Here is a 13,458-nt window from a genome sequence, read left to right on the forward strand (position 1 = left end):
GATCACTCGCCCGTGACGCCGTCGACCAGCTCCCGCACCACGTCGACGTGGCCCGCGTGGCGCGCGGTCTCCTCGATCAGGTGCGCGAGGATCCAGCGCAGCGACGGCATCTCGTCGGGCGGGCCGGCGGCGGCGATGTCGTCGAGGTCGTGCCGGGCGATCACGGCGTCGCTCTCGGCGCAGGCGCGCTCGTAGTCCGCGACGATCTCGGCGAGGGAGTCGGTCGGGCCCACGCGCCACTCGCCGTCCGGGTCGTCGTCGCCCCCGAAGCGCCGGTCGTAGTCGCCGGCCTCCATCAGCTCGACCGTCCACGACCGCTCGACGTCGGCGAGGTGTCGGAGCGCGCCCGCGACCGAGGTGAGGCTGGGGAGGACGCGGCGCGCGGCGTCGGCGTCGGAGAGGCCGCGGGCCTTGCGGATCACGGTGGCGCGGGTGAGGGCGAGGAAGCCGGTGAGGCAGGCGCGCTCGTCGGCGCGCGGCGGGCGAGGGCGGTGGTCGGGGCCGAGGACGTCGGTGTCCGCGCCGGTCGCGATGTCGGGGAGGTCGGTCATGGCGGGATCCTAGGAGGGTTTCGGCGCGTGGGGAAGGTTCGTTACCACGGGGATCCGCGTGGAGGGGCCGCGCATCCGGCCCGCGTCAGACTGGGCGCATGACCACGAGCCCCGCGACCCACCCCACCGCCGACCCGCGCATCGCCCCGGACGGCGGACGCCGCTCGGTCCCGCGCACGCTCGGCCGGATCCTGCTCGGCCTCGTGCTCATCCTCGCCGGCACCGGGCACCTCACGGTCGCGCGCGCGTCGTTCCAGGCGCAGGTGCCCACGTGGCTGCCGATGGATCCCGACTTCGTGGTGCTCGCGTCGGGCGTCGTGGAGATCACGCTCGGCCTGTCGCTCGTGCTCCTCGGGCGCTGGCGCGTGTGGGTGGGCCTCGTGGTCGCGCTGTTCTTCATCGCGATCTTCCCCGGCAACATCTCGCAGCTCGTCACCCGCACCCCGGCGTTCGGCCTCGAGACCGATGCGGCGCGGGCGATCCGGCTGGTGTTCCAGCCGCTCCTCGTGCTCTGGGCCCTGTGGGCGACGGGCGCCTGGTCGGCGTGGCGGAACCGGCGCGCCCGCCGCTGACCGGGGTCGAGCGGCGGGCGCGGACGCTCCGAGAGGGGGCAGGCAGGCGGGGCGCTAGAGACCGAGGCGCACGCGTTGGACGGCGCGCTGCGCGTCGACCGTGCGGTGCCCCGCGCCGAACCAGACGATCGCGCCCAGGATGGGCACGATCACGAGCGCCGCGATCCAGAGGTCGCGGGAGAGCCCGGCGAGCGTGCGATCGCGGACGACCTGCACGAGGGCCGTCACGACGAGCGCGACGTGGGCGATGACGAGCGGGGCGACGACGACCCCGACGACGAGTGAATCGGACATGGTGGTGCCTCCTGTCGTGTGCGTGTCCGCTCGACCCTACGCGCGGCCCACCCCGACGCGCGAGAGCAGGGCGGCCGTCGCGGCCTTCACGCCCGTCTCGATCGTGCCCTCCATGGTCGGCGCGAACTGCGGCGTGTGGTTGCCGGGCGGCGGGGTCGCGCCGCCGAACGCCGACGCCTCGACGCCGCCGAAGGCCCAGTAGACGGTCGGCACGCCGATGGCCTCGCCGAGGATCCCGAAGTCCTCGCTGCCCATGATCGGCGGCGACTCGACGACCCGGTCGGCCCCGAGCTGCGCCGTGAGCGCGGCGACGACGCCGCGCGTCGCCTCCGGGTCGTTGCGGTTGAGCGGGAACGAGACGATCTCCTCGATCTCGGGCTCGGGCGCCCCGCTCGCGGCCGCCTCGGCCCGGATGATCCGCCGCACCGACGCCAGCACGCGCTCGCGGACGGCCGGGTCGAAGGTGCGGATGCTGAGGCCGAGCACCGCGTGCTCGGGGATGATGTTCTCCTTCGTGCCCGCCTGGAACGTGCCGACGGTCACGACGGCCGCGGCCTGCGGATCCAGCTCGCGCGCGACCACGGTCTGCAGGCGCAGCACGATGGCGCTGGCCGCGACGATCGGGTCGATGGAGTTCTGCGGCTGCGATCCGTGCGCGCCGCGGCCCTTCACGGTCACCCTCCACGAGTCGCTCATGCTCATGAACGCGCCCTCGCGCGTGGCGACCACGCCGACGGGGAGCGGGAAGACGTGCTGGCCGAGGATCACCTCGGGGCGGGGCGCGCGCTCCCAGAGGCCGTCGGCGAGCATGGCGCGGGCGCCCTCGCCGGTCTCCTCGCCTGGCTGGAACACGAAGACGATCGTGCCCGCCCACGCGTCGCGGTTCGCGGCGAGCGCCTGCGCGGTGGTGAGGGCCGCGGCGATGTGGAAGTCGTGCCCGCAGCCGTGCATGGTGGGCACCTCCCTGCCCGACGGGTCGATGCCCGTATCGCGGCTGGCGTGCGCGAGGCCCGTCTCCTCGAGGATGGGGAGGCCGTCGGTGTCGGCGCGGAACGCGACCACCGGGCCGTCGCCGTTGCGGAGGATCCCGACGACGCCGGTGCCGCCGCAGCGGCTCGTCTCGGCGCCGATCGCCTCCAGGTACGCCTCGATCGCGGCGGCGGTCGCGTGCTCCTGCATCGAGAGCTCGGGATGCGCGTGCAGCGAGCGGAACAGCTCGTGCGCGTCGCGCACGTCGTCGTCCAGCAGGGTGACACCGGGGTGCACGTCCATGGGGATCCTCCTCGCGGGTGGGTGGCGTCCCTCGGGGGGACTCGTGCATCCAGGCTAGGCCCGGCCTCCGCGACCCCCGTCGCGCGCGCGGTCAGCCGAGGTCCACGCCGCCGCCCGCCGGTCGCTGCGGCGGATCGAGCAGCGACGGGTCGCGGATGATGCCGATGGGCGTCGTGTCGAGGCGCACCGACTGCACGACCACGCGCTTCGCCCGGCGGCGGAGGTGGCGACGCGCCTGCGGCGTCGCGAGCAGGCTGCCGAGCACGAGGCCCGCGCCGATCGCGAGGGTCGTCGCCATCGCCCCGACGAACGCGCCCGTGGCTCCCGACGTGCCGGCCATCGAGTTGAGGAGCGCCGAGGCGACCGCGAGCGACGGCAGGAGGGACCCGCAGAACGCGGGCACCGCGATCGCCGTGGCGGAGACCCGCACGCGCGCCGCGACCACCGTGCCGAGCGCCCCCAGCAGCGTCGCCACCAGGAACGTCGCCGCGAGGAGCGGGACGCCGGCCGACTTGAGGATCCAGAGCGAGACCGTGCCGACGAGCGCCATGCCGATCGCGACCGGCATCACGCGCGCGTTGGCGCCCTGCGTGATCCCGGTGGCGCCGGCGGCGAAGAACGTGGTGATGAGCAGCATCCAGAGGGGGAGCGCCCGCAGCGTGATGTCGGTGGGATCCACCTCGATGTCCACGCCCGCGGTGAGTGCGAGGCCGCCCGGGATGCCGACGGCGATGCCCGCGACGATGAGCACGATGATCATGGCGCGCGACAGCGCCATGGCCCGGAAGCCGGAGATGGCGTCCTGCGCCCAGGTCACGATGGTGACGTGGGGGAGGATCAGCACCACGACGGCCGCGACCATCGCGGCGGCGCTCCCCGCGGGCATGACGCCCGACCAGATCGCGAGCGTGCCGACGGCCGCGACGATCGCCGACTGCACCGCCACCACGAAGAACGGCGGGATGCCGCGGCGCGAGAGCTGCCGGCCGAGCACCATGGCGCCGATCATCAGCAGGAACGCGCCGACGGCCCCCGGGAGGGAGCCGCCCGCCTGCAGCGAGACGGAGACGCCGAACAGGCCCATGGCGGCGTCGGTGATCCACGACGGCCAGCGCGGCGGCGACTTGAGCACCTCGACGAGGCCCTCGACGGCGCTCGTCATGTCGAGGTCGTCGTGGAGGAGCTCGTCGACGATCTGGTACACGAGCGACAGCCGGTGCAGGTCGCTGCCCTCGGCCGTGACGACGCGCAGCTTCACGAGCGGCGGGCCCTCGAGCGGCGCGTACTGGATGGTGATGGCCGTGCCCGTGATGTCGAGCTCCAGCGGCGCGAGGTTCCACTTCGTGCTCACGGCGACGATCGCGATCTCGACCGCGCGCACGTCGGCGCCGGAGGCGAGCATCACCTCGCCGAGGTCGAGGCAGAAGTCGACGATCTGGCGCGGCGAGTAGAGGTCGCCGAGGCGGCCGTGCGCGGGCTCGGTGCCCTCGTAGATGGTGCCGCGGAGGCGCGCGCGGACGTCGCGCATCTCCTGCGGGTTGACGCGGCGGCGGCGCTGGCGCGGCGGACGCGCGGCTCCGGGATCCCGGCGGAGGCGCCGCGGGTCGCCGGGCGGCGGGGTGGTGCTCAGCGCGATCAGCGCTCCGTTCGGTGGCCGGCCCGCGTCGAGCGGGGGCGGATGGTGGATCGTCCCCACCCTAGGCGCCTGCCCGGGGGACACGCCCGCGCGGCGCCCGACCGGATGGTCGGACGCCGCGCAGGACGAGCGGAGCGGATCAGCCCTTCGGGCAGGAGCTGGTCGACGCGCTGATGGGACCGCCGACCTTCGGGGCCGGGCAGATGTACTTCGCGTAGGCGCTGTTGCCGTCGAGGTAGCGCTTGAGGAACGCCGTGACCGCGGTGCGGATCGTGGCGACCGGCACGTGCTCGCCGGCCGCGTGACCGAGGCCCTTCAGCTCCAGGTACTGCTTCGGGGTGCCGGCGGGGATGGAGTCGTACGCCGGCTTGCCGAACTCCGCGGGGACGGCGAGGTCGTCCTTCTGGCCCGTGATCACCAGGGTGGGGGTCGTGAGCTTCGGGTACGCCGGGTACTGCGCGTCCGGCTGGTCCGCGGGCGGGAAGTCGTACGGCATGAGCCCGATCGCGGCCTTGATGGAGGGGCGCGCCTGCGCGGCCTGCATCGTGCCGCCGCCGCCGAACGAGTAGCCGATGAGGCCGACGTCCTTCGCGGAGACCTCGGACCTCACCGCGCTCTGGCCGGTGAGGTAGTCCGCCGCGGCGAGGATCTCGGTGGCGCGCTGGTCGGGCAGGTCGCCCGTGTCGAGGGTGTCGATGGCGAACGCGACGAAGCCCTGGGAGGCGACGAGCTCGGCCATCTCCTTCTCGTCGGCGCTCGTGTCCGTGAACCCGGGGGTGATGACGACGGCGCCGAGGACGGCCTTGCCGGTGTCCTGCGGCGTGTAGATGACGCCGCCGCCGAACGCCTTCACGGCCGTCTTCGGGACGACCGTGGCGCGCACCGCGAACGGCGCGTGGTGGTGGGCCGCGGTGCGCGCGGCCGCGTGATGGGCGGGCGTGGACGCCTGCGCGGCGGTGGGGATCGCGAGGGTGGCGACGAGCGCGAGCGCGGCGACGGCCGCGGGGCGGGAGCGGAGCGCGGAGATCATGGCGGGCATGGGCGTCTCTCTGTTCGATGGAGGGGAGTCCGCGGCGCTCGCCGCGGACAGGGTGCTGCATGACGCTAGGGGCCCGCGATCGGAACGCCGTCCCACCGTCCCCAGCCGTGCGGCCTGGGGACGATCCGCTCGCGGGACGGGCGGATCAGCCCGCGGGGCAGGAGCTGGTCGACGCGCTGATGGGGCCGCCGACCTCCGGGGCCGGGCAGATGTCCTTCGCGTAGGCGGTGTCGCCGTCGAGGTAGCGCTCGAGGAACGCGGTGATGGCGGCCCGGATCGTGGCGGTCGGCTTCCCCATGCCGGCCGCGTGGCCGAGCCCGGTGAGCTGGAGGTACTGCTTCGGGGTGCCGGCCGGGATGGAGTCGTAGGCGGGCTTGCCGAACTTCGCCGGGATCGCGGTCGCGTCCTTCTGCCCCGTGATGATGAGCGTCGGCACCGTCAGCTCCGGGTACGCGGGGTGGACCGCCTTCGGGTCGCCGGCGGGCGGGTAGTCGTACGGCATGAGGGTCAGCGCGGCCTTGATCGACGGGCGCTCCTGCGCGGCCTCGAGCGTCCCGCCGCCGCCCATGGAGTAGCCGAGGAGGGCGACGCGGTCCGGGGAGACCTCGCCCTTCACGGCGCTCCGGCCGGTGAGGTAGTCCGCGGCCGCGAGCATCTCGGTGGCGCGCTGGGCGGGGAGGTCGGCGCGTTCCCGCGTGTCGATGGTGAAGACCACGAAGCCCTCCGCGGCGAGCTCGGTGCCGTAGACGGCCATGTCCGACTTCCTGCCGTGGAACCCGGGGGTGACGATGACCGATCCGAGGACCTTCTGCCCGGCGCCGTGCGGAGCGAAGATCGTGCCGCCGCCGAAGCGCGCATCCGCCGTCGCGGGGACGACGATCTGGTCGACGGTGGACGGCGGGGGAGCGTGGCCGGCGACGGGTCGGGTGACGGGGTGGTGCGCGGCGACGGGCCGGGTCACGGCATGGTGCACGGGCGCCGCGGCCTGGGCGGCCGTGGGGACGGCGAGGGTGGCGACGAGGGCCAGCGCGGCGACGGCCGCGGCGCGGGAGCGGGAGGGGGGTGTTGCGGGCATCGGGCGTCTCTCGGATCGGGTCGGGGACGTCCGCGGCGACGGCCGCCGGACGCGGAGGACGCTACGGCGGTCGATGCGCGCGCCGGACCCCGTCGTCCCCAGCCCCCGCGCGGGGGCGCGCCCGAACGCCCGTCCGCACCCCCGCGTCAGCGCAGCAGCCGACCCGCCCCGAGCGCGATCTCCCGTCCGAGCCCCACGTCGACGACCACCGGCACGTCGGCCGCGATCTGCGTGCCCTCGGGTACCCACGCGCGGTCGCGGGCCACGAGGATCAGGAGCCCCTCGACGTCGCCGACCGCCGCGAACCCGTCCGTCGCGAAGCCGCCGTATGGGTGGAGGCCGGCCTCCTCGAGCAGCGCGACCGCGGCGGGCACGTCGTCGACCACGATGCCGACCTCGCTCACGGCGACGACGTCGGATGCGCGGAACGGGCCGGTCACGCGGCCGCCGGGCGCGAGCGCGCGGCGCTCGATCAGCTCCAGCACCTGCGCGTCGGGACCGCGGAAGTAGACGGAGCGGGAGTCCCAGGTGCCCGGCCCCGCGAACTCGTCGCGGCCGTCGGGCGCGATGACCTCCGCCCGCTCGCCGATCCACGCCCGCGCGGCCGCGAAGGAGCCCGTCGGGATGGTGAAGGCCAGGTGGTGCGCGCCGCTGTAGGCGGGGTCGTGCGCGAAGCGGAGGCGGGTCGGGCCGATCTCCACCTCGGCGGCGTCGTCGGTGATGCGCACCGGGAAGCCGAGCGCCCGGTAGGCGGCGGCGACCTCGGCGGTGTCGCGGGCGGGCAGGTTCACGGCGTGGATGATCATGCGCAGATCACAACACCTCACGCGACCTTGAGGTCAAGCGCGTGCGACTCTTCAGCCGAGGAGGTCCCGCACGTGCGCGAGCGACAGGCGGGCGGCGACCGCGATCCGGTGCTCGTCGAGCCCGGCCGCGTGGGCCGCGCGCACCGCCCTCTCGAGTTCGGCGATGGATGCGCCCGGGTCGCCCGACGCCTCCGCGAGCAGGGCCGCGTGCCGGTCGTGCTCCGGATCCGCGACGCGCGGCGACGCACCCACGTCGATCACCCAGTTGGCGTCCGGGTGCCGGGCCTCGAGCACCAGTCGGCGCACGGCGGGCAGATCGGGCGCCGACCAGGCGAGCTCGCCGAGGTCGGCGAGCGGAATCCAGCGCAGCTCGTCGTGGTCGGTGCTCGACGTGGGGAGCGGGCCGACGGGGTCCGCGCGATAGCAGGCGAGGTCGATGAGCCGCGCGCCGACGGCGACCTCCGAGCGGTCGACGAGCGGGCCGACCGTCACATCGACGCCCAGCTCCTCGCGGATCTCCCGGGCGAGCGCCGCCTCCGGCGTCTCGCCCGGCTCGACCTTGCCGCCCGGGAACTCCCACGTGCCGGCGCCCGACGTGTGCGGCGCACGGCGGCAGGCGAGCGCCCGTCCGTCGCGGATCAGCACCGCCGCCACGACCTCGAGTCCCGCCATGCCGTGCCTCCCCGTGGGCGCCGTCCGCCGCCTCGACGCTACCGGCCCGCCCGGTGGCGGCCGACCCGCCCTGTACCGTGGGTCCTCCGGCATCCGCCGCGACGAGAGGCACCACGCGTGAAGATCAGCCACCAGCGACACTTCGTGGTCGCGGCCGAGGTGCTGCACCTGCCGAAGGCGGCGGATCAGCTCGGCATCTCGCGCGCGAAGCTCGCCTCCTCCATCCGCGCCATCGAGGAGCACTACGGCCGCGCGGTCTTCGACCCGCAGAGCACCGAGACGCGCCTGACGAAGACCGGCCGCCTCGCCTACGAGGAGGCCGTCGAGGAGCTGGCGAAGCCGTCCACCCCGCCCGAGGCGCCGAAGCCGCCGGCCGGCGGGAAGGCGAAGGCCTCCAAGGGCCAGGGCCGCGCGCCCGTGGTCAAGGGCCAGCCCAAGCCCTACAAGCGCACGCAGGGGCGCTGACCCGATCGGATCAGCGCCCCTACGGGTGGTGCGTCCTACTTCTTGAGGAACTCCAGCACGGCCTGGTTCCACTCCTCGGGGTGGCTGACCGTGACGCCGTGCGGGGCGTCCTTCACGACGTGCAGCTCGGAGCCGGCGATGGCCTGGTGCGTGCGCGCCCCGGATCCCTCGAAGGGCACGGTGCCGTCGCTGTCGCCGTGGATGACGAGCGTCGGCACCGTGACCTTGGTGAGGTCGTCGCGGAAGTCCGTGGTCGCGAACGCGGCCATCGACGCCAGCGCCGCGTGCTTCTTCGACTGGTGCGCGAGCGCGATGGCCTCCTGGCGCTCGGCCTCGGTGACCTTGAGCACCCCGTTCGCGGAGTAGAAGCCGGTCGTGAACTCGTCGTAGAACGCGTCCTCGTCCTTGGTGAGGCCGGCCGTCATCTCGGCGGCGGCGTCCTTCGTGAGCGGGCCGTCCGGGTTGTCGTCGGTCTTCTCCAGGTACGGCGGCACGGCGGAGGCGAAGACCACGCTGTGCAAGCGCTCCTCGCCGCGGGTGCCGATGTAGCGGGCGATCTCGCCGCCGCCCATCGAGAAGCCGACGAGGGTGACGTCGCGGAGGTCGAGCTCGGTGAGCACGGCGTCGAGGTCGGACGCGAAGGTGTCGTAGTCGTAGCCGGTGAGCGGCTTGTCGCTGCGGCCGAAGCCGCGGCGGTCGTAGGTGATGACGCGGTAGCCGGCGGCCTCGAACGCGGGCACCTGCTTGCTCCACGACTCGCCGGAGAGCGGCCAGCCGTGGATCAGGACCACGGGGCGGCCCGAGCCCCCGGTGTCGTCGACGTGCAGGTTCGTGTCCTTCAGGAGCCCGTGGTGGGCGGTGATCTCGGTCATGCGATCGTCCTTCCCTCATTCATGAGTTCGTGCACTACTGGATTGCTGCGGAGCCGTCCGCCAGGCGGTGCGCTCTTTCGGATCCCCTGTGCGGGCAGCGCGCCGCGGGCAGCAGGATGGACCCATGCCCCGAGCCAACTCCTCCTACCGCGCCGCCCGTGACCTCTTGCAGGAGATGCGCACCGACCGGACATCCGCGGTCGCCCGCTTCGCGTGGCCCGACGTCGGGGACTCCTTCAACTGGGCGGTGGACTGGTTCGACCAGATCGCGCACGGGAACGACCGGGCCGCGCTCCGCGTGGTGTCGGGCGACGGATCCGAGCGCAGCCTCACCTTCGACGAGATGGCGACGCGCTCCGACCGCGTCGCGACCTGGCTCGTCGGCCGCGGCGTGCGGAAGGGCGACCACGTCATGCTCATGCTCGGCAACCGGGTGGAGCTCTGGGAGACGATGCTCGCGATCATGAAGGCGGGAGCCGTGATCCTGCCCACCTCCACCGTGCTGGGATCCGCGGACCTCGCCGACCGCGTCGCGCGCGCGGGCGTGCGCCACGTCATCGCCGACCTCGCGCACACGGCCGTCTTCGACGACGTGCCGGGGGAGTACGCGCGGGTCGCGATCGGCGCCACGGGCGAGACGTCCGTGCCCGGCGGCTGGGCCGACTACCGCGACGCCGACGACGCGCCGGCCGACCGGGTGGGCGTCGAGGTCGCGTCCACGGATCCCGCGCTCGTCTACTTCACGTCCGGCACCACGAGCAAGCCGAAGATGGTCGTGCACACGCACGTCTCCTATCCGGTCGGGCACCTCACGACCGCCTACTGGCTCGGCCTCCAGCCCGGCGACGTGCACCTCGCCATCAGCTCGCCCGGCTGGGGCAAGCACGCGTGGAGCTGCTTCTTCGCGCCGTGGATCGCCGAGGCTACCGTCTTCGTGCACGACTACGCGCGCTTCGACGCGCACGCGCTCGTCGAGCAGCTCGACCGGGCCGAGGTGACGACCTTCTGCGCGCCGCCCACCGTGTGGCGCATGCTCATCCAGGCCGGGATCCGCGAGCGGCCGGGCAGGCTGCGGGAGATCATGTCCGCGGGCGAGCCGCTCAACCCCGAGGTCATCGCGCGGATCGAGGAGTGGTGGGGGCTCGTGATCCGCGACGGCTACGGCCAGACCGAGACCACGGCCATCGTCGCGAACGCGCCCGGCGACCCCGTCGTGCCGGGCTCGATGGGCGCGCCGCTGCCGGGCGTCGACCTCGTGCTCGTGGACCCCGTCACGGGCGCGCGCGCCGACGAGGGGGAGATCTGCCTCGACCTCGCGACGCGGCCCGTGAACCTCATGGCCAGGTACCTCGGCGACGAGGAGCGCACCGCCGAGGCGATGCGCGACGGCCTGTTCCACACGGGCGACGTCGCGCGCCGCGACGCCGACGGGACCATCACGTTCATCGGCCGCACCGACGACATCTTCAAGTCCTCGGACTACAAGATCTCGCCGTTCGAGGTCGAGAGCGTGCTCATCGAGCACCCGGCCGTCGCGGAGGCCGCGGTCGTGGGCGCTCCGGACGCCGTGCGGCTGAACGTCGCGAAGGCGTACGTGCACCTCGCGGCCGGATGGGAGCCCGACGAGGCGACCGCGCTCGCCGTGCTGAAGCACGCGCGCGAGCGGTGCCCCGCGTTCATGCGCGTGCGCCGCGTGGAGTTCGGCGAGCTGCCGAAGACCGCGTCGGGGAAGATCCGCCGGGTCGAGCTGCGGCAGCGCGAGGTCGCGGCGTCCGACGCCGGCGAGCGGCTCGACGGCGAGTGGCGCGACGACCAGTTCCCGGGGCTCCGCGGGCGCTGACCGCACGTCGCGGGCGCGCTCCCGCACAGCCATCGCGGGGTGACGGGAGCGGAGCTCGGCGGCCGGTAGCATCCCGTCATGCCCCTCGCGTCCCCGCCCGCCCCCGAGCCGCGGCGGGCCGCCCGGTGAGGGAGAACCCGTCGTACGCGCTCGAGGACGTCGCCGAGGTCCGCCGCCTCGTGGACGAGAACCCGTGGGCCACCATCGTCAGCGGCACGGGCGCCGGGCTCGTCGCCTCGCACTACCCGGTGCTGCTGGATCCCGCGCGCGACGACCTCACGCTGCTCACCCACGTGGGCCGCCCCGACGAGCGGATCCACGAGCTCGGCCGGCGCGAGGGCGCGGCCGCCGAGGTCCTCGTCATCGTCCAGGGCCCGCACGGCTACATCTCGCCCGGCTGGTACGACGCCGACCCGGCCGTGCCCACCTGGAACCACGTCAGCGCGCACCTGACCTGCCGCGTCGAGATCCTGTCTCCCGAGGAGAACCTGCGGGTGCTCGGCCAGCTGGTGGACCGCTTCGAGGACCGCATGCCGGAGCCGCGCCGCATGGAGGGCACGGCAGCGGACGCCGCGTACGCCGCCCGCATCGGCGCCGGCACCGTCGGCCTGCGGCTCGTCGCCACGCGGTTCGTCGCCAAGGCCAAGCTCAGCCAGGACAAGCCGCAGCATGTCGTCGAGCGCGTGCTGCACGAGCTGGAGCACGGCGCCGAGTACGCGAACGCGGCGCTCGCCGCGGAGATGCGGCATGCCAGGGCCCGGGCCGAGGGCGGATCCGCCGGGGCCGACGCGTGAGCGGCCTGCTCCTCGCGGGCGGTCGCCTGCCCGGATCCGACGCGCCCGTCGACGTGCTCGTGCGCGACGGCGTCATCGTCTCCGTCGGGCCGGCCGGATCCGCGGACGCCGCGGGCGTCGAGACCCGCGCGCTCGACGGCCGCTTCGTGATCCCGGGGCTCTGGGACAACCACGTGCACTTCACGCAGTGGACGAAGGTGTCGCGCCGCCTCGACGTCTCGCGGGCGTCGTCCGCCGCGGAGGCCGTCGACCTCGTGCGCGACGCGCTCGCCGCCCGCGCGGCATCGACGGGAACCGGCCGGGTCACCGTCGCCGGCGCCCCCGAGGCGCTCGTCGGCTACGGCTTCCGCGACGGCCTCTGGCCCGACCTCCCGACGAAGGACCTGCTCGACGCGGTCGCCGGCGACACGCCCGTGCTCCTCGTCAGCGGCGACCTGCACTGCTGCTGGGCGAGCTCGGCCGCGCTCGCGCCGCACGGCTACGGCGACCACCCCACCGGCCTCCTCCGCGAGGACGACTGCTTCGACTTCATGTACCGCGTGGAGGAGGGCGATGCGTCGTCGCTCGACGCGCAGGCCGTGCAGGTGGCCCGCGAGGCCGCCCGCCGCGGCGTGGTCGGCGTCGTCGACCTCGAGATCGACTGGAACGCCGACCGCTGGCGCCGCCTGGCTGCGCTCGGCCACGACGCGCTCCGCGTGGAGGCCGGCATCTGGCCGCAGGACCTCGACCGGGCGCGCGACGAGGGCCTGCGCACGGGCGAGCCGCTCGCGGGCACCGGCGGTCTCGTGCGCGTGGGCCCCGCCAAGGTCGTCACCGACGGATCCCTCAACACCCGCACCGCGTACTGCTTCGACCCGTACCCCGACCTCGACGGCCAGGGCGGCGACGCGCACGGCGGCGCGTGCGGTCAGCTCTCCGTGCCGCCCGAGGAGCTGCGCGGGCTGATGGAGCGCGCCGCGCGGCAGGGGCTCCGGCCCGCGATCCACGCCATCGGCGACCACGCCAACCGGCTCGCGCTCGACGCGTTCGCGCACCTCGACCGGGTGCTCGGCGGCGCGCACCGCGCCGCCGACGGCACGGCCGGATCCATCGAGCACGCCCAGCTGCTGACGCACGAGGACGTGGCGCGCTTCGCCGCGCTCGGCGTCGTCGCGAGCGTGCAGCCCGAGCACGCCATGGACGACCGCGACATCGCCGACGTCTACTGGGCCGGGCGCACGGCCCGGGCCTTCGCGCTCGCCGACCTCCGCGCCGCGGGCACGCGCCTCGCGCTCGGCTCGGACGCGCCCGTCGCGCCGCTGGATCCGTGGGCCACGATGAGCGCCGCCGTCGGCCGGTCCCGCGACGGCCGCGCGCCCTGGCACCCCGAGCAGGCCATCGACCGCGCGGCCGCGCTCGACGCCTCCGTGCGCACGCGCGTCGCGGCGGGGGAGCGGGCCGACCTCGCGGTCGTCGACCGGGATCCGCTCGCGGACTCCACCTCGGCCGACGACCTGCGCGCGATGCGCGTGTCCGCCACCCTCCTCGACGGCCGGTTCACGCACGACACGCTCGGCGGCTGAACGGCAGG

General features: G+C 74.6%; 14 protein-coding genes. 5 read left to right on the forward strand and 9 right to left on the reverse strand.

Annotated features, from left to right (window positions below; translation table 11 throughout):
- Positions 1 to 2: 2 nt before the first annotated feature.
- Positions 3 to 551, reverse strand: a complete 549-nt coding sequence (locus ITJ44_RS14890) for a DinB family protein (protein WP_194636326.1) — start codon at positions 549 to 551, stop codon at positions 3 to 5.
- 98 nt (positions 552 to 649) lie between these two features.
- Between ITJ44_RS14890 and ITJ44_RS14895 the strand changes: the two genes are divergently transcribed.
- The gene (locus ITJ44_RS14895; RefSeq protein ID WP_194636327.1) at positions 650 to 1,123 is read left to right on the forward strand and encodes a DoxX family membrane protein; all 474 of its coding nucleotides are present in this window, start codon (positions 650 to 652) and stop codon (positions 1,121 to 1,123) included.
- 54 nt (positions 1,124 to 1,177) lie between these two features.
- Here ITJ44_RS14895 and ITJ44_RS14900 read toward each other — a convergent pair whose 3' ends face one another.
- From ITJ44_RS14900 to ITJ44_RS14930, 7 genes are all read right to left on the reverse strand, one after another.
- Positions 1,178 to 1,417: a PLDc N-terminal domain-containing protein gene (locus tag ITJ44_RS14900; protein WP_194636328.1), complete on the reverse strand. Its 240-nt coding sequence runs from the start codon at positions 1,415 to 1,417 to the stop codon at positions 1,178 to 1,180.
- A 36-nt stretch (positions 1,418 to 1,453) separates the two neighbouring features.
- The gene (locus ITJ44_RS14905) at positions 1,454 to 2,689 is read right to left on the reverse strand and encodes an amidohydrolase (RefSeq protein WP_194636329.1); all 1,236 of its coding nucleotides are present in this window, start codon (positions 2,687 to 2,689) and stop codon (positions 1,454 to 1,456) included.
- 91 nt (positions 2,690 to 2,780) lie between these two features.
- On the reverse strand, positions 2,781 to 4,217 hold the full coding sequence (locus tag ITJ44_RS14910; protein ID WP_228495190.1) for a threonine/serine exporter ThrE family protein: 1,437 nt from the start codon (positions 4,215 to 4,217) through the stop codon (positions 2,781 to 2,783).
- 247 nt (positions 4,218 to 4,464) lie between these two features.
- On the reverse strand, positions 4,465 to 5,364 hold the full coding sequence (locus ITJ44_RS14915; RefSeq protein ID WP_194636331.1) for an alpha/beta hydrolase: 900 nt from the start codon (positions 5,362 to 5,364) through the stop codon (positions 4,465 to 4,467).
- Positions 5,365 to 5,509: 145 nt separating this feature from the next.
- The gene (locus tag ITJ44_RS14920; protein ID WP_194636332.1) at positions 5,510 to 6,439 is read right to left on the reverse strand and encodes an alpha/beta hydrolase; all 930 of its coding nucleotides are present in this window, start codon (positions 6,437 to 6,439) and stop codon (positions 5,510 to 5,512) included.
- A 146-nt stretch (positions 6,440 to 6,585) separates the two neighbouring features.
- A complete protein-coding gene (locus ITJ44_RS14925) occupies positions 6,586 to 7,245 on the reverse strand; it encodes a hypothetical protein (protein WP_194636333.1) in 660 nt (219 codons plus the stop codon).
- Between the two features lie 51 nt (positions 7,246 to 7,296).
- Entirely contained in the window at positions 7,297 to 7,917 is a 621-nt protein-coding gene (locus tag ITJ44_RS14930) for a (deoxy)nucleoside triphosphate pyrophosphohydrolase (protein WP_194636334.1), read from the reverse strand.
- A 117-nt stretch (positions 7,918 to 8,034) separates the two neighbouring features.
- Between ITJ44_RS14930 and ITJ44_RS14935 the strand changes: the two genes are divergently transcribed.
- Positions 8,035 to 8,382 carry a LysR family transcriptional regulator gene (locus tag ITJ44_RS14935; protein WP_194636335.1) on the forward strand — a complete coding sequence of 116 codons (348 nt, stop codon included), beginning with the start codon at positions 8,035 to 8,037 and terminating at the stop codon, positions 8,380 to 8,382.
- Positions 8,383 to 8,417: 35 nt separating this feature from the next.
- On the opposite strand, the gene ITJ44_RS14940 is transcribed toward ITJ44_RS14935, so the two are convergent.
- Positions 8,418 to 9,254 carry an alpha/beta fold hydrolase gene (locus ITJ44_RS14940; RefSeq protein ID WP_194636336.1) on the reverse strand — a complete coding sequence of 279 codons (837 nt, stop codon included), beginning with the start codon at positions 9,252 to 9,254 and terminating at the stop codon, positions 8,418 to 8,420.
- Positions 9,255 to 9,378: 124 nt separating this feature from the next.
- Here ITJ44_RS14940 and ITJ44_RS14945 point away from each other — a divergent pair, with 124 nt between their 5' ends.
- The 3 genes from ITJ44_RS14945 to ITJ44_RS14955 all read left to right on the forward strand — a co-directional run bounded on the left by ITJ44_RS14945 (position 9,379) and on the right by ITJ44_RS14955 (position 13,450).
- Positions 9,379 to 11,094: an AMP-binding protein gene (locus tag ITJ44_RS14945; protein ID WP_194636337.1), complete on the forward strand. Its 1,716-nt coding sequence runs from the start codon at positions 9,379 to 9,381 to the stop codon at positions 11,092 to 11,094.
- A gap of 125 nt (positions 11,095 to 11,219) precedes the next feature.
- On the forward strand, positions 11,220 to 11,888 hold the full coding sequence (locus ITJ44_RS14950; RefSeq protein ID WP_194636338.1) for an FMN-binding negative transcriptional regulator: 669 nt from the start codon (positions 11,220 to 11,222) through the stop codon (positions 11,886 to 11,888).
- Positions 11,885 to 13,450, forward strand: a complete 1,566-nt coding sequence (locus tag ITJ44_RS14955) for an amidohydrolase (RefSeq protein ID WP_194636339.1) — start codon at positions 11,885 to 11,887, stop codon at positions 13,448 to 13,450. Before ITJ44_RS14950 ends, ITJ44_RS14955 begins: the two co-directional genes overlap by 4 nt.
- Positions 13,451 to 13,458: the final 8 nt, after the last annotated feature.

The sequence above is a fragment of the Clavibacter sp. VKM Ac-2873 genome, assembly GCF_015351075.1.
In the GTDB taxonomy this organism is placed as follows: Bacteria; Actinomycetota; Actinomycetes; order Actinomycetales; family Microbacteriaceae; genus Clavibacter.

Excerpts from the sequence above, each read along its gene's own strand:
- ITJ44_RS14925 (WP_194636333.1), bottom strand. The coding sequence starts at position 7,245 with ATGATCATCCACGCCGTGAACCTGCCCGCCCGCGACACCGCCGAGGTC.
- ITJ44_RS14905 (WP_194636329.1), bottom strand. The coding sequence starts at position 2,689 with ATGGACGTGCACCCCGGTGTCACCCTGCTGGACGACGACGTGCGCGAC.
- ITJ44_RS14920 (WP_194636332.1), bottom strand. The coding sequence starts at position 6,439 with ATGCCCGCAACACCCCCCTCCCGCTCCCGCGCCGCGGCCGTCGCCGCG.
- ITJ44_RS14915 (WP_194636331.1), bottom strand. The coding sequence starts at position 5,364 with ATGCCCGCCATGATCTCCGCGCTCCGCTCCCGCCCCGCGGCCGTCGCC.
- ITJ44_RS14890 (WP_194636326.1), bottom strand. The coding sequence starts at position 551 with ATGACCGACCTCCCCGACATCGCGACCGGCGCGGACACCGACGTCCTC.
- ITJ44_RS14895 (WP_194636327.1), top strand. The coding sequence starts at position 650 with ATGACCACGAGCCCCGCGACCCACCCCACCGCCGACCCGCGCATCGCC.
- ITJ44_RS14940 (WP_194636336.1), bottom strand. The coding sequence starts at position 9,254 with ATGACCGAGATCACCGCCCACCACGGGCTCCTGAAGGACACGAACCTG.
- ITJ44_RS14945 (WP_194636337.1), top strand. The coding sequence starts at position 9,379 with ATGCCCCGAGCCAACTCCTCCTACCGCGCCGCCCGTGACCTCTTGCAG.
- ITJ44_RS14910 (WP_228495190.1), bottom strand. The coding sequence starts at position 4,217 with ATGCGCGACGTCCGCGCGCGCCTCCGCGGCACCATCTACGAGGGCACC.
- ITJ44_RS14930 (WP_194636334.1), bottom strand. The coding sequence starts at position 7,917 with ATGGCGGGACTCGAGGTCGTGGCGGCGGTGCTGATCCGCGACGGACGG.
- ITJ44_RS14900 (WP_194636328.1), bottom strand. The coding sequence starts at position 1,417 with ATGTCCGATTCACTCGTCGTCGGGGTCGTCGTCGCCCCGCTCGTCATC.